The 22563-nt window shown below is 54.5% G+C and carries 14 protein-coding genes and 1 pseudogene; 9 read left to right on the top strand and 6 right to left on the bottom strand.

Translation table 11 applies throughout. The annotated features are described in order from the left end of the window. The first annotated feature begins 51 nt into the window (after nucleotides 1–51). Nucleotides 52–2823, top strand: coding sequence for an AsmA family protein (locus tag OLX72_RS15320; protein ID WP_433989021.1), 2772 nt, complete (start codon nucleotides 52–54; stop codon nucleotides 2821–2823). Between the two features lie 6 nt (nucleotides 2824–2829). On the opposite strand, the gene OLX72_RS15315 is transcribed toward OLX72_RS15320, so the two are convergent. Continuing rightward, on the bottom strand, nucleotides 2830–3297 hold the full coding sequence (locus tag OLX72_RS15315) for a hypothetical protein (RefSeq protein ID WP_433989020.1): 468 nt from the start codon (nucleotides 3295–3297) through the stop codon (nucleotides 2830–2832). A gap of 396 nt (nucleotides 3298–3693) precedes the next feature. Here OLX72_RS15315 and OLX72_RS15310 point away from each other — a divergent pair, with 396 nt between their 5' ends. After that, nucleotides 3694–4794, top strand: a complete 1101-nt coding sequence (locus OLX72_RS15310; protein WP_433989019.1) for an aminoglycoside phosphotransferase family protein — start codon at nucleotides 3694–3696, stop codon at nucleotides 4792–4794. Between the two features lie 185 nt (nucleotides 4795–4979). Further along, nucleotides 4980–5999, top strand: a complete 1020-nt coding sequence (locus tag OLX72_RS15305; protein ID WP_433989018.1) for an IS110 family transposase — start codon at nucleotides 4980–4982, stop codon at nucleotides 5997–5999. 282 nt (nucleotides 6000–6281) lie between these two features. On the opposite strand, the gene OLX72_RS15300 is transcribed toward OLX72_RS15305, so the two are convergent. Further along, nucleotides 6282–6506 (bottom strand): hypothetical protein, encoded by a 225-nt coding sequence (locus OLX72_RS15300; protein WP_433989017.1) that lies wholly within the window; start codon nucleotides 6504–6506, stop codon nucleotides 6282–6284. A 112-nt stretch (nucleotides 6507–6618) separates the two neighbouring features. Between OLX72_RS15300 and OLX72_RS15295 the strand changes: the two genes are divergently transcribed. Continuing rightward, nucleotides 6619–7482 (top strand): LysR substrate-binding domain-containing protein, encoded by an 864-nt coding sequence (locus OLX72_RS15295; protein ID WP_433989016.1) that lies wholly within the window; start codon nucleotides 6619–6621, stop codon nucleotides 7480–7482. Between the two features lie 43 nt (nucleotides 7483–7525). Here the strand turns inward: OLX72_RS15295 and OLX72_RS15290 are convergent, their stop codons facing one another. Both OLX72_RS15290 and OLX72_RS15285 read right to left on the bottom strand, forming a co-directional pair. Then, nucleotides 7526–9349 (bottom strand): adenylate/guanylate cyclase domain-containing protein, encoded by a 1824-nt coding sequence (locus OLX72_RS15290; RefSeq protein ID WP_433989015.1) that lies wholly within the window; start codon nucleotides 9347–9349, stop codon nucleotides 7526–7528. A gap of 122 nt (nucleotides 9350–9471) precedes the next feature. Next, nucleotides 9472–10632 (bottom strand): IS30 family transposase, encoded by a 1161-nt coding sequence (locus OLX72_RS15285; RefSeq protein ID WP_114869640.1) that lies wholly within the window; start codon nucleotides 10630–10632, stop codon nucleotides 9472–9474. 450 nt (nucleotides 10633–11082) lie between these two features. On the opposite strand from OLX72_RS15285, the pseudogene OLX72_RS15280 reads away from it, so the two are divergent. Next, nucleotides 11083–11844: pseudogene (locus tag OLX72_RS15280) on the top strand (MFS transporter); the annotation flags it as partial. A gap of 124 nt (nucleotides 11845–11968) precedes the next feature. Then, the gene (locus tag OLX72_RS15275) at nucleotides 11969–15322 is read left to right on the top strand and encodes an adenylate/guanylate cyclase domain-containing protein (RefSeq protein ID WP_433989014.1); all 3354 of its coding nucleotides are present in this window, start codon (nucleotides 11969–11971) and stop codon (nucleotides 15320–15322) included. A gap of 117 nt (nucleotides 15323–15439) precedes the next feature. Here the strand turns inward: OLX72_RS15275 and OLX72_RS15270 are convergent, their stop codons facing one another. Both OLX72_RS15270 and OLX72_RS15265 read right to left on the bottom strand, forming a co-directional pair. Continuing rightward, nucleotides 15440–16423 carry an adenylate/guanylate cyclase domain-containing protein gene (locus tag OLX72_RS15270; RefSeq protein ID WP_433989013.1) on the bottom strand — a complete coding sequence of 328 codons (984 nt, stop codon included), beginning with the start codon at nucleotides 16421–16423 and terminating at the stop codon, nucleotides 15440–15442. Between the two features lie 535 nt (nucleotides 16424–16958). After that, on the bottom strand, nucleotides 16959–17783 hold the full coding sequence (locus OLX72_RS15265) for an adenylate/guanylate cyclase domain-containing protein (RefSeq protein WP_433989012.1): 825 nt from the start codon (nucleotides 17781–17783) through the stop codon (nucleotides 16959–16961). 66 nt (nucleotides 17784–17849) lie between these two features. On the opposite strand from OLX72_RS15265, the gene istA reads away from it, so the two are divergent. The 3 genes from istA to OLX72_RS15250 all read left to right on the top strand — a co-directional run bounded on the left by istA (nucleotide 17850) and on the right by OLX72_RS15250 (nucleotide 22210). Continuing rightward, the gene (istA, locus tag OLX72_RS15260) at nucleotides 17850–19376 is read left to right on the top strand and encodes an IS21 family transposase (protein WP_114868709.1); all 1527 of its coding nucleotides are present in this window, start codon (nucleotides 17850–17852) and stop codon (nucleotides 19374–19376) included. Next, nucleotides 19366–20157 carry an IS21-like element helper ATPase IstB gene (istB, locus tag OLX72_RS15255; RefSeq protein ID WP_114870387.1) on the top strand — a complete coding sequence of 264 codons (792 nt, stop codon included), beginning with the start codon at nucleotides 19366–19368 and terminating at the stop codon, nucleotides 20155–20157. Before istA ends, istB begins: the two co-directional genes overlap by 11 nt. A gap of 1295 nt (nucleotides 20158–21452) precedes the next feature. Next, nucleotides 21453–22210, top strand: a protein-coding gene (locus OLX72_RS15250) for an IS5 family transposase (protein WP_433989011.1) whose coding sequence is annotated in 2 segments (ribosomal slippage) — nucleotides 21453–21774 and nucleotides 21774–22210 — 759 coding nt in all. Because the reading frame shifts where the segments join, the coding sequence is not laid out codon by codon here. Nucleotides 22211–22563: the final 353 nt, after the last annotated feature.

Here is a 22563-nt window from a genome sequence, read left to right as displayed (position 1 = left end):
ATACTCTCAAGACAACGATTAAACTACAGTTCTAAATGGGACAGATGGAGTATGATGCGCTGGATCATCCGAATAGCTTTGGGCGTGTGCGTCGTGGCAGTGGCGGCTATCACCTTCGCTTGGTCGGTTCTCGCAGTGCCGTATTTTAGCGACTTCCGGAGTGCGTTGGTTTCGGAGCTGCTATCAGATCAGCTAGGTCAGCCCGTGTTCGTAAATGGAGATGTCAGCGTTGTCATGGCACCCATCAGCCGGGTTCGGGCAAGCGCTGTACAAATCCCCAGCGAAAACATGGCGGACCTAGATCTTGCGAGGCTGAACACATTTGCGTTCGATGTGGATCTTTTTAAGCTACTGGATGGCAGAGTTGATCTAAACAATCTGGTTGTGGACGGCCTTAAAGTTGAACTTATTAAAACACCAGACGAGACGACAAGCTGGAGCGAACGAGAAAATAAAATGATTGCAACGAAGCGTAACAAGAAGCCTTCACCAGAAAATGACCCAGCTCAGACTGATGGCGAAAGTAGTTCCGGCATACTGGCGTTTCTCAGAACCAGAACCGTGGCGTTCACTGACATCCAATTGATTGTTGACGATCAGGTTACCGGGTTCGAGTACGATTTTGAATTGAAAGAACTTTCGTTGGCTCAACTGGACGAGGGTTCAACTCTCGGCATCATTGGCCGTGGTCAGGTCAACGGTCAGCCATTCGAGCTGGACGGAAACTTTCCGGACTCCGCGCCTTTCACAACGTCCGCCAAATTCAGCTCGGCTGATTTGACGTTTAACGGTGATCCAATTTCGATTGAGGAAGGCGGAGGGTATACAGGTCAACTGGCGTTAGACGTCGAGAGTGTGAATGACTTACTTGAGGTGCTGAAACTCAAAGGGTCAATCGATGGCAGAGGCAGCATTCGGGCGACCGTAACAAAGAGTGGTAGTGTGACATCGGTGTTCGATATTGGCGCAGCACTAAACCTTGAGAAAGGTCAGTTGATCTCCCTCAATGGCAAAATTGACAACCTCAATGAGCTCGATGGTTTTGACCTTCAGTTTGACGCGCGCCTTCACCCCGAGAACCAGCCACCCACCAATGCGCAGGATCTTAAAGACCTTAAGCTCACCAATATATCTACACAGATTATCAGCCAAGATAACCTACTGGAGCTGGAAGAGTTGCTTCTGGTGACCAATGCTTTTCAGCAGGGGCTTGATGAGGTTGGGCCGGTTGCAATAGGCCGCATCCGCCGAACAGAAGAAGGAACGCTTGCCCTTCAAGACATCACTCTTCAAGCCGGACCGCGGGACAGGCCGATACTGGTCGCACGCGGCAATATCGAAAACGTACTGGAATTAAAAAACCTTAGTCTGGCGGGAGAAATAGATGCCCCCGCGTCACTGGTTCTATCAGGTCTCAACGAAGGCGTCGCATCAGAATTTGGGGGTATTGAAGCCGAATTTATGCTTGATGATAGGCAAGGTGCATTAAGCCTTTCTAATTTGACCGTGAAAGCCGTTGACACCGATGTTTGGACGCTGGATGCGAATATGAAGGTCGGTGATGTGACAAGCCTCGAAGGGGCGCTGGTTGATATCGCACTCGGGATTCAAAACGGCGCGGCGTTTTTTGAAGCACTCGACCTCGATCCCATTGAGACAGGGTCTTTGGGTCTCGGGATTGCGCTACGGGGCGAAGGAGGGCTCTGGAAAGGAGAGCTTGATATTGGGGCGGGAACATCGGAACTAACCGCGACGGTCGAAACCAGCGAAGAAGCCGGCCGGCAGAAAATTACTGCGGCTATTACTAGTGAAAGTATGGTTCTTGCTGATTTGAAGAATGCACTTGCAGGTGTAAAGGAACTGAGAAAGATCGGAAACCAGCCTAAAGCAGACTTAGGATCTGGAGAGCTTGAATTGCAGCCATTGGTCCTGCCCGAGACGGATGAAGTTCCGATACAGCCCACGGACACAGAAACGGATATGGCAATCCAGCCCTTAGTGGTCGCTACTAGTGGGGAAGATAAAATACTGGACGGGTCTGAGTTTCTGCGTGAAACGGATATATACGGCATAATTGATTTTAGAGAAATCTTGGGTATCGAAGGTATAACGCGCGTCTCTAGCGACTTTGAATCCGTAGGGGGGAAAGCGAGATTAGGGCCTTTGGAATTCAACTATGGTGGCGGGTTTTTCAACTTTGAAGCAGCGATGGATGTCGTGGAGGCACCTAAGTATGTTTCCGTTTCCGGTGCGACTTCCGGATGGAATTTGTCGCAGATACTCGCCGCCGCGGGAGTAGAGTTTGACGCAAGCGGTGGTTTGAGCGGGAGGTTCACCGTGGCAGGCAATCTTACGTCGGTCGAAACATTCGTAAATTCCATGACTGGCTCTGCGTCCGTGTCGATGTCGCGGGGTAAGGTCGCGACAAGTCTCTTGGAATTGGCAGGTTTGGGAATTTTTCCATGGCTGTTTTCGGAGGAATTGCGCCAAGGATATACTGACGTTGTCTGTGTGAATGCGCCAGTCCGCATAACGGCCGGAGTTGTATCCTTTGACGCTGTCGTTGCCGAGACTGAAAGCGTCCAGATGGTTGCGCGTGGGAATGTCGACTGGGTTGGCGATTCCGTCGCAATCAGGGCGGAGCCACGCGCCGTTGGCCGTCCGCTTTCCCGTTCAGCCTGGCCGTTCGACGTGACGGGCAAACTATCTGATCCAAGGTTCAAACTTGACATCGGTGGCTCACGCAGCCGCCGTACAGACGGTGCAAATCAGATGCCCGCAAACAGGCAGCCATGCCAGCCCGACATTCTACAACTGCAATAGCCAAGCCTACTCGTTGACTGGGTCACCTTCAGGCTGCTCATCCTGACAGGCCAAGACCCCACGAATGGCCTTTGCGGTGCCGGTTAGGTCAAGCTCGAATACATTGCCTTGCGAACCGGTAATCTTGGCAGTCTGGCTGCGGGCAATTGCTTGAACAAATGCAGGGTTATTGAAAAAGGCATATCCCCCGGGCATGCCGTTTTGCACCTTGCCCATCATCTCACCGCCAAAGCGAGACGTGCCGAAATCAAACTCAACCGTTCCGCTCTGACCGTCCTCGATATGGGTCCATTCAGCGTTGTAGATTGCGAAGTACCCGCCATCCAGAGTGGGCTCGGTTCCCATTTGAACTTCGCTGCCATCGTCCAAGGTGCGAGACGCAAAACACCGACTGGAGTTGTTGGTACTGACCATGATGCTCCAGTCGCCTACAGTTTGCCAAACCTCTTCCGCTGACACCGCTAAAGGCGCCATCAAAAGGACCTGTATTAGGGTTAAGCACCTCATGTTCACCTCATTGGCTTCGAATGTGGTTAGAGCTTACTAGAGCTTTACTAGCAAATGAAATGTAATCAGTATGACTTGCAAAGAACGTAGCATCGCGCGAACTGCGCCTTTATGGCTATTTGACGATAAGTTTCAGGTCATTCTTAAAATCTGTCTGCGGGATGGCTGTAGCGGGTCAAATCTATTCCACCATTATCGAACCGTTTCGTGGCTGAAATCGATACCGCGCTCATACAGCAGATCCTCGACATTCCTGAGAGCGCACTGGACAGGTGATGAGCGCGTTTGGCTAAGTGTACAACCCTGATCTGATCGTATCTGAGAACTATCTGGCGCAAGCCGATTGAACGGCCGGTTTCGTTTTTGCTTCGCAGCACAGGTCTCGGAGCAACTAAGACGACTGATTTCTGCGAGAGCAAACACCGCGATTTCACACCGGCAGCTCTGGGCTCAGGGCAGTCATTCGCCGCGAGCTGCATCAATGGCGGCAACGCGGACTTTTCAGACATTCGCAAAATTGGGTTGGATGACATAATAGGGGAAGAACGGGTAGGTAATTTTGCAAATCAACTTGTAGCAGGGATCAGAATATTGGACTTAAAAATTGATAGTTCTTTGGTTCAAAATCTCATTGCAAATCAGTTTCCCGATCTTTGCAGTCTCCCAGTTATGCCCATCAAGAAACAGGGTCACGACAATCGAACGTTCAGACTTGGCGATGAGCTGACAGTTCGCCTTCCCAGTCACCCTTTATATGCTGATGCCGTACAGAAAGAAGCTATCGCTTTGGAGGCATTGAATGGCCAGTTGTCTGTGGAAATTCCCAAGATTTTCGGCTTGGGGAAGCCGAGCAAGGAGTATCAGTTACCGTGGTCTATCCGCCATTGGCTTGCTGGGGAAACTTTGGAAGACACCCAAGTATGTGACAAGAGTTCGCTGGCCCGTAGTTTTGGTGAAGTACTTGTAGAGTTGCAATCTGTACCGGCAGATATTTTCCTAAGCGCAGGAAAGCACTCGTTTTATAGAGGTTGTCATCCAAGCGTATACAGCGACGAAGTGATAGAAAGCCTAAGAAGAATGGGCGACCCAACTAAGAAGAAACAATGTCTAGAAATCTGGCAACGCGGGATGATGTCGGCTTGGTCGAATGCCCCGGTTTGGTTCCATGGAGACTTGGCCGTAGGCAATGTCCTAATGAAGGGTGAAACGATAAGCGCATTGATCGACTTTGGGACATGCGGCGTCGGTGACCCAGCCTGTGACCTCACTATTGCATGGACATATTTTGATGCAATGACCCGTCAGCATTTCAGGGAAGCCGCCAAAGTCGATGATAATACTTGGTCTCGCGCAAAAGCATGGGCTCTTTGGAAGGCTTTGGTTAGCATTAACGGTCTGTCGGGCCCAGACACAGAAGGGGTTCAGGCTCGTGCTTTGGGTGAAATTATCAACGACGATTGTTAGAAAATAGTCCGCTTTCGCTTGGGCATGGGTGCGTAGGAATGGGCTCTGACCGGTCAATCGCCGCAATTTGCGCTAATGTCTGAACAGCCGCCCGAAGCGGATGAAGTGGATGGCTCCTGCTCCACCCGGCGTCGCAATGCGCCATAATGCAGGTGTCAGAATCTGCTTTTGAGAGGAGCCACCCAATGCAAGTAAAAACCATAGGACTGGATCTGGCCAAGGATGTTTTCCAGGTTCATGGAGTTTCTGTGACAGGCGACAAGGTCTTCAACAAGAAGATCAAACGCGCAAAACTGTTAGAGTTCTTTGAGGGCCTACCGCCTTGTGTGGTCGGTATGGAAGCCTGCGGTTCGGCCCATCATTGGGGTCGAGAACTTAGCAAGTTAGGGCACGATGTCCGTTTGATGCCAGCAACTTACGTCAAGCCATATGTCAAACGCGGAAAGACCGACGCAGTGGATGCAGAGGCAATCTGCGAAGCGGTTGGCCGCCCGACGATGAGATTTGTTGAGATCAAGACCGAAGACCAGCAAGCTCTTTTGACCGCCCACCGCACGCGCGAACTCATCGTCCGCCAGAGAACCCAGGTCTCAAACATGATACGGGGGATGCTGCGTGAGTTTGGCTATGTTCTCCCAACCGGGGTTGAGGCTGTGGTCCGCTTTTCCAAAAGCCACCTGGAAGGTGATCAACCTAAAATTCCCGAACTGGCGAACGGGGTTCTCGGCACCTTGTGTTATCAACTCCTTGGGCTCAGCGCCCGAATTGAAGGCTTTTCCAAGTTGATCGAGAGCCATGCTCGACGAGATGCCAACGCACGCCGACTGATGCAGGTGCCTGGGATTGGCCCGATTACGGCGTCAGCCATCGTGGCGACCGTCGGCGACGCCAAACAGTTCAAAACCGGACGAGATCTGGCCGCTTGGCTGGGCTTAACCCCACTCAATAAGTCCAGTGGCGGCAAAGAGAGGCTTGGGCGGATTACCAAGAAAGGTGATCATTACCTCAGGAAACTCCTTATCGTTGGCATGACATCGCGCGCATTGATGGCAAAACTTCATCCCGAGAAAGTCGATATCTGGACCGCGAGGATGCTCGCTGGAAAGCCGGTTCGGCTTGCAACAGTTGCCATGGCAAACAAAACGGCGCGCGTGATCTGGGCAATGCTGACGAGGCAGGAGAATTACCGGCAGCCGATCACCTGATCGGGAAACCTGCCAGAAATGCAAGACGCATGATGTGATGACGCGGAATAAGTCAACCAAGAGCGAGGACACTCCGGGAATGACGATGGCCTCTTTAGGCCGTGAAGCCGATTGGAACCTCGCTTGCGGAAATCATCAAGGCCAGTGGCAGATCACCACGTGAACAGGCCGGACAGACGACTGTACTGATTAAATGCCGCAATAAACGTCAAAAATGTCTTGCAATGCAGGAGCCATCCACAGACGACATTCCCGATATCATTCATAACGCACCTTTTTGCCTCATCGGATCAAGGGTGCATTGGCCAACCGGCGCCGTTCAATTTCCAGATCGTCAATTCCAGCGTCTCGGAGAAGTCGAGCGGGTAATCGGTCTACCTGATAGCTCTTACGGAATAGGCCACTCAATTTCGCAATACCCGCCTTCGCAAACGCAACAACGCCAGCGCGTGCTTTCAAAATAGGTGCTTCGCCGACTTCAAACTCTGTGTGATTGATAACTTTCATGATCGCCTCCTTGGTTCGACTTGCGCCAAATTTACCGCACCGCACTCAACAGGCTCAAACGCCGTTCCTTGACATCCATTGTTCCAAAAAGTCACAAAGCAGGATGCGACTCTTGCCCCCACTGAACGCGTTGCGTGCCTTCGAGGCAGCGGGAAGGTTGGGCAGTTTTACGAAGGCCGCCGAAGAGTTGAACGTGTCTCATTCCGCAATCTCTCGGCACGTGCGCGGTTTGGAGGGGCGTCTGGATGTCCACCTCTTTCGCACGCACAACACAGGTGTTGTCCTCACCGATCAAGGGCGCGCGTACCTGTCCGAGATCACCCCCGCGCTGGATCGGATAGCCCATGCAACCGAGGCGCTCTCGGTCCCACCCAAAGGCACCGTCACCCTCACGACAGAAAACACAGTTGCCCAGAAATGGTTGATCCCGCGACTGGCCAGCCTCAAAGCGCGCCACCCCGATGTTGACCTAAAGCTGTCTGTCTCGACCCAGTTGATGGATATCGAGGCGCACGACTTTGACATGGGCCTGCGGTACTTACGCACTAAGGCAGATGATGACGACCATCTTCTGTTTCAATGCGGTGTCAGGGCGTACGCGGCACCCGGCTTTGCCCCGTTGTCGCATGGAGCACTGGATCTTTCGGCGCTGGCCAAAGGCCCCCTGCTTGTTGATGCGACATTCGGCCTTTGGCCCGAATGGTTTGAAAAAGCGGGCCTTACCAATATCCCGAACCTGAACCTGCTCCATCCCCTTGGCGCCATACTCTCAATACAGTCCGCGGTGGCAGGATTGGGTGCGGTCCTCATGGACAAGAACCTTTGCGAGCCAGAGCTACAGTCCGGCGCGCTTGTCGAATTGAGCCCTGTCGAGATCGAGTTTGGGGGATACTATCTTGTCGTCAACAAGCGCGCCAAGCGCCGAAAGGCCGTGCGCGCAATCTGCCAATGGCTGCTTGAAGGACCGTCGAAGTGATCTGAGAAAAAGCTAAGCTCAACGCCCTAAAGGTTCAAAGAGGTCATGTCGGAACATCCAACCCTGCCATGGTTAGACCTTCCATGAGTTTGTCCACAAGAACTTTTTCCATACCACGTGCCCGGAATGGCTGTCTCGGATCTTCCGCATAGTCGGGTTTCAATTCAAGAACTTTTTCCAATGTCCTTTCGGCCATCTCTTGATCCCCGTTCATGGCGTGTGCAGCCGTTAGAGCAGCCTGCACCATATAGTTACCGGGCAAGTTCACGGTTTGCGCATGCGCAATAGACGCCGAATAGTCGCCTTGGAGGAATGAGTGCAGTTGCCATATAAAATCCCACCAACTCTGGTGCTTGGGGTTCAAAGCTTTGGCCCGAGTAACCCATTCTTTGCCTGTATCCCATTGACCGGCATAGGCCATCCAAGTACCCAAATCCGCCAGAACGAAGGAGTCATATGGATTTAGCTCAATCGCCTTTCGCGCGTGGTTCGCGAATACATCCGGCGCATCACCGACCATCTGGCTACGGATCGCCAGAGCGTAATACGCATCTGGATTGGCCGGGTCTAGATCGATCGCACGCTGTGCCGCGCGTAAACTGTCTTCGTCCCAACTGTCCTTCGTATCGATAGAGTATTTCTTCGACTCGATGTGTGAGAACGCCAGTCTCGACCATGCGAGCGAATAGTCAGGATCGGATTTCACCGCACCCATGAGGCAGTCACGCGCTCGCCTATGGCGGTCAGGTTCGAAATTCTCGTAAAACCAGTAAGATAGCAGCACGCACTCATAAGCGTTGAGGTTCTCTGGCGCCTTTTCCTCAATCGCGCGAGCGAACTTGGCATCGAAGATGGGGGCGTCAGCAGACCCTATCTCAGAAACGACCTTCCTTGCGATTTCGATCTGTACGTCAATCACGCTTTGCGCCGACAGATCGCGTGTGAATGGGCCGGGCGCGTTAAGCTGAACGCAATCCCTGGCATCCGTGAATGAGGTTGTAACTCGCAGGCTTTCATCCGCGCGACGGACCGTCCCGGATAGTATAAAATCTGCATTCAACTCCCTGCGGATGGTGGCGCAATCAACCTCAGAATACTCCCGTGTCGAACTGAGAGAAAAAACAAATAGATTAGAGAATTTGGTTAGGTAGGCGTTGATGTCTCGGCTAAGTCCATCAGCGAAGAAGACTTCTTCCGCACCCGCACCAACTTCCTCGAATGGTAGAACTGCGATCTTGGGACCCGTTGGCATACCTTGATCGACCTCTTCCTGACGGGCGAACCACGCGAATACTGAGGCGACAGCAATCAATGCGACCGTCGCAATAGGCCACAGACGCATGAGTTTACGGCGACGGTAGGCCTTTGCTGCCGTTTCGGGCCAGCAATACAGATCAACCGGACGTGCAATGTTTTTGACACTGTGCTTGCCAATCGCCGAGAATCTCGCATCGACTTTCCCCACAATTTGATCAGCGACAACGCCGGAGATTATTATCCCGCCCTTCGGCGCCAAAGGCTCTAGGCGCGCGGCGATATTAACCCCATCACCGAGAAGTGTTCCGTCCTGCTGTACTACGTCCCCGAAGTGCACCCCAATACGAAAGCGAAAATTATCTGCTTCATCTCGCTCCAATTGGGCCTGAGCATCGAGAGCGGCGCGAACGGCATCCAGCGCCGAAGGAAACTCGGCGATGACGCTATCTGCTGCAGTAGCGATAATCGAGCCCTGATGCTCAGCAAGAATGCCGTCTATAATCGCGCGTGAGTTGGAGAGCGCGGCCAGTGCTTTGGCCTCGTTTTCCTCCATCCGGGCACTGTAGGCGACTGCATCAGCCACCAGGATTCCAGCAAGTTTTCGGGACATTCGTTCTCCGGTGTTGTCTTGCGGTGTTACAATGCAACAACTAGGCAGTTTCTACAAACAAAGACCGGTTTGCTGCGCCGGCGAAGGGCGAGGTTTTGATCCGGCTGCTTTGGGCGGCGGTTTCAACGGGTCGACGCAACACATGCATTGAAACGCTCGGCTGGTGTTTCGTAGTTGAGCGTCTTTCGAGGTCGTTCGTTGAGTTGTCTGGCGACGGCGCTGAGCTTCGCCTGACTATGTATCGACAAATCTGTGCCCTTTGGGAAGTACTGTCGCAGCAGACGGTTGGTATTTTCGTTTGTGCCGCGTTGCCATGGCGAATGTGGCTCGCACAGAAAGACGTCAATATCCGTGGCCAGGGTGAAGGCCTTGTGTCCAGCCATCTCCGTTCCGCGGTCCCAGGTCAGCGAGCGGTACAGCTCTTTTGGCAACTTGCGAGACTGTTTGATCAATGCCTGAATGACACTGTGGCTGTCCTTGTTGCTCACCTTGGCCAGCATCACAAAGCGGGTGTGACGTTCGACCAATGTCGCGATGAAGCTGTTGCCAGACCCTGCAATCAAGTCTCCTTCCCAATGGCCCGGCACTGCTCGATCCTCAACGTCCGCAGGTCTGTCACGGATCGATATTGCGTCGTTGAACTTACCCAGGCCGCTGCGCTTCAAGGTGGCATGGCGGGATCGGCGTATGGATCGTGTCGCCCGCAGATGCGCCAATAATTCTTTCTTAAGTACGCCTCTTGTCTGGATAAAAAGGCTTCGGTAGATCGTCTCATGGGAGACCCGCTTGTTGTCTTCATCGGGATGTTCACGCATCAACCAGCCTGCGATTTGTTGTGGAGACCATTTGCGCGTCAGCTTGGCCGATATTGCGCGGCACAGATAGTCATTGCCCGCCAACTTGCAGAGCTTTGGGCGATGGGCGCGGTCCCAAGCAGCTGCATCAGACACCGCTGCTCGATAAAGTTTGGCGCCGCCATTGCGCCTGACCTCGCGACTGATTGTGGATGCCGGTCGCTTCAATGTTTGAGCAATTGAACGCAGCGAGACCTGCGCTCGCAAGCCTCTGGATATCTCTTCGCGGTCGGAAAGCGTCAGAGCGAGCCGAGACCTCACACGGTCCGGCGGGCGAATGCCGCCAGTGCGCGCAAGCAGCGGATAGATCGACGATGACTCGCGTTCAAACAAACGTCCGATCGAACTCATCGACTCGCCGCGTTGCCATCGATCCCATATCTCTGACTTCTGTTTATCTGTGAAAAATATCCGGCGACGATACTTCATTATGCTCACTCCATCTTTGGTCAAAGATTAAAGTGTTGCGTCGACCCGTTGAAACCGCCGCTCGATGCAGTCATTCGACTATTTTTCTCTGACGACCGGTTCGTCGCGTTAAGCAGCCGTTCATGACTGGAAATTTGAAGTTTTGGTTATGAACGACCTCTTACCACAAGAGCGGACACTGACGAAAAATTGGTCTACTTCCGCTCTGCGGACAATCCGGACTTTTCTGGCTCGAAACAGAATGTCTGCTTTGATGAAATTACCGTGCTGCCCGATGCGGGCGCTATGCATTGCCTGTCTTTTCCTGCTTCTCGGCGCCTATTTCATTTTGGGAACTTCATGGAATGTCGCTAAGTGGCGCATATGCGGCGTTGCAGCATTGCGACTGCAGCATTGCGATGTCTTATGTTCTCAAAACAGGACACTTCCCACCGCGATAGGAACGTTTAGATGATAAACATGCTGGCTGCTGTTTGGGCGCTCTTGCTTGGAATTGTGCTCATCATGCTTGGCAACGGGATGCATTTTACCCTGATGGGCCTGCGTGGCGGGATCGAAGGGTTTTCCTCAGCCGAACTATCCGTTGTGACATCTGCATATTTTTTGGGCTTTCTGTCCGGGGCGCGTTTCACACCGGCCCTGATCCAGCGGGTTGGACATGTGCGCGTCTTCGCGGCTCTGGGCAGCTTCATCTCTGCGGCTCTGATCGCCTTCACACTGGTGGTAGAACCTTGGTCCTGGACAGTTCTGCGCATCATTGTCGGGTTCTGTATGTCCGGCGTCTATGTCGTCGCGGAAAGCTGGCTCAACAACGCGACGACCAATGAAAATCGTGGCAAAATGCTGTCGGCTTATATGCTTGCGCAAACGCTTGGCATCATTGGGGCGCAAGGCCTGCTGACACTGGGGGACGCGGCAAATTCCGCCCTGTTCATCGGAGCCTCTATTCTGGTGTCTATCTCGTTTGCTCCAATCTTGCTGTCGATCCAGCCCGCCCCAGCTGTGAAAGTCGCCAAGCCCGGCGGGCTCAAGGACCTGTTTGATGCCTCTCCGCTTGGCACCGTCGGGATCTTTTTGCTGGGCAGCATCTATGCCAGCCAATCGGGGATGGGCGCAGTTTTCGGTAGTGAGATTGGCATGAGCGCAAACCAGATCGCGCTCTTTGTGGCGATGTTGTTCGGCGGCGCAATCCTGATGCAGCTGCCCATCGGCTGATCAACCGTCAAACAGTCTGTTTGAGCGCGCAAAGTAAAAGCATGACATAAACCAAAAAAGGCTTACTGTCGGGCTTTTGGGAGGTGTCGGTTCCTGACATCGGTATCCGTAGGGGGTCAAGTTGCAGGACGTACAAAGCTGGCTCGCAGAACTTGGACTGGAGAAATATGCGCCAGCTTTTGCCGAAGCTGAGGTGGAAGTCAGCGATCTGCACCGACTGAGCGAAGATGATTTTAAAGAACTGGGCCTGCCGCTAGGACCGCGTCGCCGGTTGAATGATGCGATCAAGCTCCTGGTTGGCGGCTCCGGTTCCATTGAGCCGAATGCGACACCGGTGGCACCTGTTTTGGATGCTATGGCCACAGATCCGCCAACCGACGCCGAGCGCCGCCACCTGACGGTAATGTTTGTTGATCTTGTGGGTTCAACAGAGATGGCGACGCGCTTTGACGCGGAAGACGTGCGCAATGTCATCACGGGCTACCAGAACACGGTTGCGGGTGTGGTGAGCCGCTATGAGGGATTTGTGGCCAAGTTTATGGGCGACGGCGTGATGTGCTACTTCGGCTGGCCCCGTGCCGGTGAGGATGATGCGGAGCGCGCGGTGCGGGCGGGGCTGGCGATCATCGACAGCGTCAGAGCGACAAAGGCGCCCGACGGTTCAGCGCTGGCAACCCGCATCGGTGTCGCGACAGGTGTTGTGATCGTTGGAGACCTGATCGGCAGCGGCGCAACACAGGAAGCCGCTGTGGTTGGAGAGACCCCCAACCTCGCCGCGCGACTGCAGGGCGTAGCTCGGCCCAACCAGCTTGTTCTGCCAAGCGAAACACGTCGCCTGCTGGGCAGCACTTACAAGCTGACGTCAATCGGCGCACAAGAGTTGAAAGGCGTGGGTGCCCCGGTTGAAGCCTTCATCGTCGAGGGCGAGGCAGTGCAGGAAAGCCGCTTTGCGGCGCGCCAGTCTGGAGCCCTTACCCCCATCGTTGGACGCAATCGCGAAATCGAGCTGATGCTCGAACGCTGGACGCTTGCCAGGTCGGGCCAAGGCCAGATGGTCATCGTCAGCGGCGAGGCTGGTATCGGCAAGTCGCGCATCACCAGAGCAGTGATCGACGAGGTTGCGAAGGATGACCACACCCGCATCACTTATCAATGCTCGCCCTATCACGCGGATTCAGCGTTCTATCCGGTCATTCAGCAGATCGCTTTCGCCGCCGGGTTCACATCGGCGGACGGGTTGGATACCCGGCTGGACAAGCTGGAGGCGCTGCTCGGTCAGGACCCCGAGGTACTGAGGCTGATCACGCCGATGATGGGTCTGGACGGCACCGCGAGGTACGGTGCGCTTGACCTGACACCAGCCCAGCAACGGGCGCATACCATGAAGACACTGGCCAAGCTGCTGGTTCAGCAAAGCCAGGACAGGCCGGTGCTGTTGGTCTACGAAGATCTGCACTGGATTGACCCGACTTCGCTAGAGTTGCTCGACCTGCTTTTGGATACTGTTGCGGATCAGAAGATCATGATCCTCGCCACGGCGCGCCCGGCGTTCGAACATGGCTTTGGCGGTCATCCCATCGTGACGCGCTTTGCGCTGAACCGGCTGGGGAAGGATCAGATCGAGGATATCGTCGCCAAGCTAACAGACGGCAAGGCCCTGCCAGACGAGATCATCGCGATCATTGCTGAGCGCACCGATGGTGTGCCATTGTTTGTCGAGGAACTGACCAAGACGATACTGGAATCCGGTGCCCTGAAGGAGGACGGCGACAGCCTTGTTCTGAATGGACCGCTCAGCACCATTGCCATCCCTACCACACTGCACGACAGCTTGATGGCGCGGCTTGACCGGTTGCAACCAATCAAGGAAGTAGCGCAGACGGCTGCCTGCATTGGCCGCGAGTTCAGCCACGGCCTGCTGGCGCAGATCTCCCTAATGCCGGATGCCGAACTGACAGCCGCACTCGATGGCCTGATCAAGGCGGAACTGATCTACCGGCGCGGCCTCCCACCTGAAGCCACCTATCTGTTCAAGCACGCGCTGGTCCGGGATGCGGCTTATGAAAGCCAGCTGAAGGAGAAGCGCCGCGCCATCCACGCACGCATCCTGACGGCGCTGGAAACCGACCACGACGTTGCCCCGGAAGTCCTTGCCGTGCACGCCGAGGCCGCCAACCTGACCGACCGCGCTATCGATCTGTGGGAAGCCGCAGGCAAGGCCGCCATCGCTAGACCGGCATTCAAGGAAGGCATCTCCAACCTTCGACGTGCTATCGCTTTGATCAACCCAAACGTTGAAGGAGGTGAACGCACGGTTATCGAGCGGGCACTTGCCTTGCAGGTTCAACTAGGAATGGCCTGCCTGCAGGGTGTTGGATATGCCGCCGACGAGACAAAAATGGAAATGGAGCGCGCACTTGTTCTGGCGGATTTGATCGGGGACACTCCATTGAGGTTCGATGTCGTTTTCGCACTTTGGGCTGGACGATACGTCAGAGCCGAACATTCCGAAGCTTTACCATGGTCGCAGCTTCTTTTGGACGAGGCTGAGAAGTCGGGAGACACGACAGAACTCGTTTTAGCAAATCGAAGCCGGGGCGTCTATTCAATGATGTCTGGCAAGCTTGCCGAAGCGCGGAGCTTCCTAGATAAATCTCTCGCGGTTTATGATCCAGCCAAGCACGATGGCCTCGCTTTTCGGTTTGGACAGGAGATAGGTGTCGCAACCCATATCTACCACTCTCTAAATTCTCTTCTCATGGGCGAAACAAAACGTGCCGCAGTGCACGCGCGAGAAGCGGAGAACCGGGCTTTGGCGTCAGGCCATATCCTCACGACCTGCTATATGCATGGTCACTTTATTATTTCCGCTGTGATAGCCAATGACGAGTCTACCTTGTTGCGTCATTTGAATGCGTTGCATCCGATTGTCGAAGAACACAACCTGCATATCTGGTTGAGCATAGCTCGGATAGCGTCTGATCTGCTTAGAGCGGGTCAGGGTGATCGGGCAGGCATAGATCGCTTCTTTGCTCTCGATGCTGAGATGGCTGCAGGCATGAATGGTGTTTTCGTACCAACTTTCCGGATCGAAGCGGGAAAACGGGCTTTGGCGCTCGGTCTTTTCGGTCCGGCCAAGGAATTGGCGGCCATGGCTCAGGACGTGATTGAAGCGACTGGCGAACGGTACTCATTGTCCGATTTGCATCGCTTACAGGCCGGGTTGGCAAACGTCGACGGCAACGGAGACGCCGCGGAAAAGTACCTTTTGATGGCCATCGAAGTCGCCCGTCAGCAGGGCGCCAGACTTTGGGAACTGCGCGCAGCCATCGACCTCGCGCGCCTCTGGCAGGAAAAGGGTCGAAACGCTGACGCCATCTCTCTTCTCAAAGCCGTCCACGAAAGCATCACCGAAGGAGATTGCCCGGAAGAGCAGATGCAGGCTCGCACATTGCTTGCTGCGTTGGCTGCATAAATCTGCTGTCGACGGATTTCAGAGGCACCTCGCTCTAACAGATGAAGCCAACCATGGGTTACTCCGGACGTCGGTTTTATTGATTTGGTGATCTTCGTTTGCTCTTGGAAAAGAGGTCTAGTTCGAAGTGCTCTCCAACTCGTGTCGCGCTTTGGAAGACAGAGAGGATGCAGGTGCGGCGTATTGCTGCCAGCGGTTCGTGTAGCTGCCGGCACCAAGCGTCGTGTGCACGTCAATCACGATTTTCTGTGCCAGGTCATCCTGCAACTCGAACAGGTGGCTCCCAGATCGATCATAACGCTGCGCCCAGACCTGCACGCCGGAAAACTGGTCAACCAGCTTGCACTGTACCCGCACGCGCTCTCCAATTGCACGAATGCTGCCACTAAGCCGGTAACGTGGTGGTTCGAGGCTGCGGCTCTCATCGACTACAGTAAGCTGCGCAACGGTACCGATCGCGATGGCAATGTCCTCGGCCAGGCCGCTGGACAGTTCTTCTATCTCATTGCTGGCAGAGCCATGCCGAAACGGGGCGATCGCGATGGTCGGCTGCACCTCCACTACACGCGCGGCGATACTGCTGTCACCCTCTGGCCGCCACCGATACACCCTGATCGGCTTGTCGATATTCTTCACCTTGTAGGGCCCACTATCGGCAAACTCATCTGCTCGCCTCGGTCCTAGTCCCTCATAAGCCAACCCAGAGATGCACAAGCCATTTGGGTCCGCCAGCCCTTCCAGCCGCGCCGCGATATTGACGCCCTCTCCGTGGATGTCACCATTCTGCAAGATCACATCCCCAAGGTTTACGCCCACCCGCAGATATATTCGCCGCGCTTCGGGCTGTGTCTCTTCCTGTTCCCTGTTCAGGTCCAGTATGTCGATCGCAGCCTGAACCGCATTCACTACCGACGGAAATTCAGCCAGCGCACCATCGCCCAGATACTTGACGACGCGTCCCTCCCAAGTCGCCACGACAGGAGCGATGATCTTGTCCTGCAACGCCATGATCCGGGCATGCATGCCCTCTTCATCGGCGTTGGTCAGCTCGGCGGACCCGGCAATATCGATAACAAGCACAGCAATTAGGCGACGCTTCAAGTGATAACTCCCATTTCTTTTGATGTTAGGGCAGAAAATCAGCTATGTCGCCCTCAGCATGCCCGCGCTAAGCGGAGCAACTCACCTTGCTTAGGCACCGTTGATTAAGTTTGCCGCCGCTGTCTCTGCATAATGTGCAAACGAAAGTTCTGATGCACTTCTGCTATGGGCTCCGAGCTGCCCGATGCCATCGCAGCACGCACTTTGCTCAGACTGCAGGGAACCGGCCCTTCGCCAAAAACGCCAAGCACTTGATCTTTCGCGTTTCCCATCGAACCCAAGACATGCGCGCTTCAGCAGGCGACGTTCAAGTTAAACGCCGCGATTACGGGCTCGGAGCCCACTGCGGAAGTGCCGCTTACTCACTGCGCGCGCTTGCAGCATGACGTCCTGCTGCACTGCCGAAATTCTTCCGCTGCATGGCGAGGGAAATGCGGACATTCGGGCAAGGCGCGGCGAGGTTTCGACAGGCGATGCCCGGGTCGCGGACTTTGCAGAGATTGGCAAATGCTCACTTGGCGCCGCTACGCCTACCTCATGTTTGCCACTCCAATAGATAGAGCGTGTGCTCGCCATCTAACCCTTTGAGAGGAGTTGAGACCTGTTGAGAAAAGGTAAAGTCAACGCTACCGCCCACCATCGCGCGGGTTGCGTCAGAGACCCGGATCTCGCCGGGTTGTGCGGCAGCTGTGACACGAGCGGCCTTGTTGACGACGGACCCGAACATATCGCCATCCTCCTCGACCAGATCGCCGGTGTGTAGCCCGATGCGCGTTTGCAGCCGGGGTTCACTATCTCTATCGTACATGGCCCTTTGAAGTGCGGTTGCAGAAGAAAGGGCGGCGCGAGCCGAATTGAAAGACGACATTGTGCCATCGCCCAGGGATTTGATCATTGTGCCACCGTGTTCCGTTACAATCTCACCGACAAGCGCAATATGAGACTTAATAGCGGTAGACCATCGCGCGTCACCAACCGTGGCGGCTAAAGTTGTACTATCGGCAATATCGGTAAACATTATGGTGGCAAGCCCCGTCCGGGCCAGTTCGGCGTTCGACGAGAGCGCGGCATCGAGCAGATCCTGAAGCTGTGTCAGCTCCTGGCTGATCCCGTCAATATTTGGGGTCGGCTTTGAGTTGTGGACGTGGATTAGACGCCAGAACCCATGCACAAGGTGGTAAATCTGAGTCACGCGGATATGTGCGATTTCGCCTGTTACAACGTTGACTGTTCCGAACCCGACCGCCCAACCGATATTACCGCAAGAATAGGCGGTTATTTCGGCGTCGTTAAATTCGAACAATGGATGAGCTTGTTGAATGTCACTCAGAACTGACCCGGTAAGGGCCAGAATTGTCACTGAGAAATGACCCATGTGCAACCGTGCCCCTGACGGGATTTGTCGGGGGTCATTGGAGTGATAGACATGGGATTTTTGAGCGTAATTCGACGATGGGCACTGAGGGACAAGATGCCCATTCGCGAGATTTCACGGCGGACGGGACTGTCTCGCAACACCATCAGGAAGTATCTGCGGGCTGACATAGTGGAGCCCAGTTTCCAGACGCCCAAGCGGCCAAGCAAGCTGGATCCGTTTGCGGAGAAACTGTCAGGCTGGCTGATTACGGAGCAGCGCAAATCGCGCAAAGATCGATGCACGGCCAAGCAGATGCACGCAGATCTGGTGCAGCTTGGCTTTGATGGATCATATGAACGGGTCGCAGCTTTTGTCAGGGCTTGGAAAGCAGAGCGGCAGCATGTGATGCAAACAACTGGGCGCGGGACATTTGTGCCTTTGGTGTTCCAACCTGGCGAAGCATTCCAGTTCGATTGGAGCGAGGACTGGGCCGTGATCGGCGGCGAGCGTGTCAAGCTTCAGGTCGCCCATATCAAGCTGTCACATAGCAGGGCGTTTTTGGTGCGGGCCTATTTGTTGCAGACGCATGAAATGCTGTTTGACGCGCATTGGCATGCTTTCCGTGTGTTTGGCGGCATTCCGGGCCGTGGCATCTATGACAATATGAAGACGGCTGTTGACCGTGTCGGTCGCGGCAAGCAGCGCGATGTGAATGCGCGCTTTCTGGCGATGACCAGCCACTACGTCTTCGAGCCAGAGTTCTGCAATCCAGCGGCGGGCTGGGAGAAAGGCCAGGTTGAAAAGAACGTCCGCGATGCGCGCCATCGTCTGTGGCAGGTCGCGCCTGTCTTCCGAAACCTTGTAGCCCTGAATGATTGGCTCGAAGGTCGCTGCAAGATGTTGTGGGCCGAGACGGCGCACGGCAGTTTGCCCGGCAGTATTGCCGATGCCTGGGAAGGCGAGAAAGCCGCGCTGATGCCGCTGCCAACAGCCTTTGACGGCTTTGTTGAGCTGAGCAAGCGCGTGTCACCAACCTGTCTGATCACCTTTGATCGCAACCGCTACTCTGTGCCCGCAAGCTTCGCAAACCGCCGTGTCAGCCTGCACATCTACCCTGAGAAATTGGTCGTTGTTACCGAGGGGCAGGTCATTTGCGCCCACCAGCGCATCATTGAAAGATCCCACCGCCAGCTTGGGCGCGTCATCTATGACTGGCGGCATTACCTGGCGGTGGTCCAGCGCAAACCGGGGGCGCTACGCAATGGTGCCCCATTCATGGAAATGCCCGATCCCTTCCGACAATTGCAGGATCAATTACTGCGTAAGCCCGGAGGAGATCGAGAGATGGTCGATATCTTGTCACTCGTTCTGCACCATGATGAACAGGCCGTGCTCTGTGCGGTAGAAATGGCGCTGGAGGCAGGTGTGCCAACCAAGACCCATGTGCTGAACCTGCTTCACAGGCTGGTGGACGGCACTCCGACAGACCAGCCCGATGTGACCCCGCCTTCAGCCCTAGCTCTGAATAAGGAACCTGAGGCCAATGTCAGCCGCTACGACGGGCTGCGGCAAGGAGGAACGCGTCATGCGTCATGACCCCGCCGGTGCGGCTATCGTCATCATGCTGCGCAGCTTGAAAATGCCCGGAATGGCGCAGGCTGTCGGCGATCTGCTTGAACAGGGGGCACCTGCATTTGATGCAGCCGTCCCGGTGCTCTCGCAGTTGCTCAAGGCTGAAATGGCCGAACGCGAGGTGCGCTCAATCGCCTACCACATGAAGGCCGCACGCTTCCCGGCCTACAAGGATCTTTCCGGCTTCAACTTCTCCGCCAGTGAGATCAACGAAGCTTTGGTCCGCCAACTACACCGGTGCGAGTTCATAGACGGCGCTGAGAATGTCGTGCTGATCGGTGGGCCAGGTACGGGGAAAAGCCACGTTGCGACTGCACTCGGCATTCAGGCCATAGAGCATCATCGCAAACGTGTGCGCTTCTTCTCAACGGTCGAACTGGTCAACGCGCTGGAGCAAGAAAAGGCCCTCGGCAAGGCTGGGAAAATCGCTGAGGCACTGGTCAAAACGGACCTCGTCATCCTTGACGAGCTCGGATACCTGCCGTTCAGCACATCAGGCGGCGCGCTGCTGTTCCACCTTTTGAGCAAACTCTACGAACGCACCAGCGTTGTCATCACCACCAACCTCAGCTTCAGCGAATGGGCGACGGTCTTCGGTGATGCCAAAATGACCACGGCCTTGCTCGATCGGCTCACCCACCGCTGCCACATTCTCGAGACCGGCAATGATAGTTATCGCTTCAAAGCCAGCTCAGAAATTGCGAAACAGAAAAGGAAGGAAACAACAGCATTGACCACATCATGACGAAGAAAGCATAACGACTGAGCGGGTCAAATCTCGGTGACAACACCGGGTCAGTTCTGAGTGACATTCAACAGCTGTATCCATAACTATACGCTTACCACTATCAATCTGTTCTTGTGTTGGCTCCATTGCTACTGCTGCTGTAATCATAAGGCTTAGCGTTAATGTAATTGCTGTAATTTTCATAATCACGTTTGTATCTCCTCCTTATCTAATGGTGGATTTGTGCCTTTGTACGGATGTTTGCGATGTCGTAACCGTCCAGCCAGATGTAGCCAAGACGAGCGTTTCCCATGATATTCTTCCTTTAGTTCATTTTACTTATTCGTGCCATCAACTGGCCGATATCAAGCGAATAAAATTCTACTCTTTCATTCGTTGGCTGTCGTTAGTTGCCAGTCGCAATCTGCTTGTCTGAGAGTCTCAAGCCGGCAAGCAAACGGCCACTTGGCTGTCCGGCTAAGTTGACCCTTATGTTCGGACTCAGAATTTGGATACTTGGAATCTCTCTGGTTTTTTCAGCAGTAGCGGCTCATGCCTCGCAGTTTGAGATCGTTGACTGGCGTGGCGGGCAAGCGCTTAAGATGACTGGCAAGATTGACTTAGGCACGGCTGCGCGTTTCAACTCAATTGCGGATCGAGTAAAACCGGCAGAGCATGGTTTGCCCATCCTTCTACTGGACAGTCCGGGTGGGAACGTATTCGAAGCCCTTTTGCTTTCCGCAGCTATGAAGAACCGTCCCTTATGGCGGAAATGCACGTCGAACTCGCGCAACAGCTTCAACGTATCCTCATCCGAATACCGTTTCCGAGCCATCCTTCTAATCTCCTGTGACAATCAAATAGTGGCACAGTTTTAGAGGGATAAGACAGGTACCGCATAGACCCGCGCAACCCCACGTGACTTCGGGAACAGATGTTTAATGCGTTTCAAATGTGCTTCGTGAAGCCAGTAAAGGTGCGACATGGACAGTCCTCCTGTCGCTTTTGAATCACGAAGCCGAAAATATTGGAATCGGCCACAGCAATGTCTGCTTAGCATGGAACGCTGGACATCCGACTAAAACACTCAGATGACTGCATCGAGCCCACAGTAGACATGGTCCGGCCCCGACGCTCGCAGATGCAGCAACCCCGTTGACAGGAGCCGTCAGCCGCATCGCAGCAGGAAAAGCCGCCGTTCGCTTTATCCGCAGCGAATTTCATGACCTTTAGGTCCGAGTTGCGAACTAGGGTCAGGACCCATTGATTTCCGGGAAGTTGCATGATTCACCGCTGGAAAAACGAGCGGTGACATGTCTGATCTTTTCTGGTTGAGCGATGCGCAGATGGCGCGTTTGAGGCCCTATTTTCCAAAGTCCCACGGCAAACCACGCGTCGATGATCGGCGCGTGCTTAGTGGAATTATCTTCATCAATCGCAATGGTTTACGGTGGCGTGATGCGCCGAGGGAGTACGGTCCTCACAAGACGCTCTACAACCGTTGGAAGCGCTGGAGCAATAAAGGCATCTTTGCGCAGATGATGGTCGGTCTGGCGGCCAACCACGGCGAAGAGAAGACCGTGATGATCGACGCAACCTATCTCAAGGCCCACCGAACAGCGACCAGCATGGGCGTAAAAAAGGGGGGCGTGGACGCCTAATCGGTCGGACCAAAGGCGGCATGAACACCAAGTTGCACGCCATCTGCGACAGTCAGGGGCGGCCACTCAACTTGTTCGTCACCGCCGGACAGGTCAGCGACTACATCGGGGCACGGGCCTTGCTGAGCAGCTTGCCCAAGGTCGAGTGGTTGCTTGGGGATCGAGGCTATGACGCCGACTGGTTCAGAGAAGCGTTGAAAGACAAAGGGATAAGATCCTGCATCCCAGGTCGGAAACAGCGCAAGAAAGCCATAAAATACGACAAGCGCCGTTACAAACGCCGAAACCGGATCGAGATCATGTTTGGCAGGCTGAAGGATTGGCGGCGTGTGGCCACACGATACGACCGATGTCCCAAGGTCTTCCTATCAGCAATCGCACTCGCAGCCCTCGTCATCTATTGGCTATGAGTCCTGACCCTAAGGGGGCGTGCGATCTATTATGCAAGAACCCAAAGGCTCTGAGAGCTTCTCAGAGCGTCATAACCATCAAATATTTTGTTGAATAATATCATGGCTATGATATTTTCGTGTGCTGCTGAGGGGTCGCTTCGCAACTGACCCTGCTCAATACTGTTCGACACCTTTCCGCCCCGTTCCCTACCATAAAAAAGAAACTCACCTGTCTTGGGTGTGTATTTTCCACATTTTCATCTGAAACCACTGCTTAGGGAGTTTCCCATACATGCGCACCAGCACCTCCCACCCGCTTCAAATAACCGCGATCAAAGGCCGGACACTGGACTGTTTTGACCAGCCGAGCA

This window comes from Sulfitobacter sp. TBRI5 (assembly GCF_051013555.1).
In the GTDB taxonomy this organism is placed as follows: domain Bacteria; phylum Pseudomonadota; class Alphaproteobacteria; order Rhodobacterales; family Rhodobacteraceae; genus JL08.
This window is presented reverse-complemented; position numbering and strand designations above follow the sequence as displayed.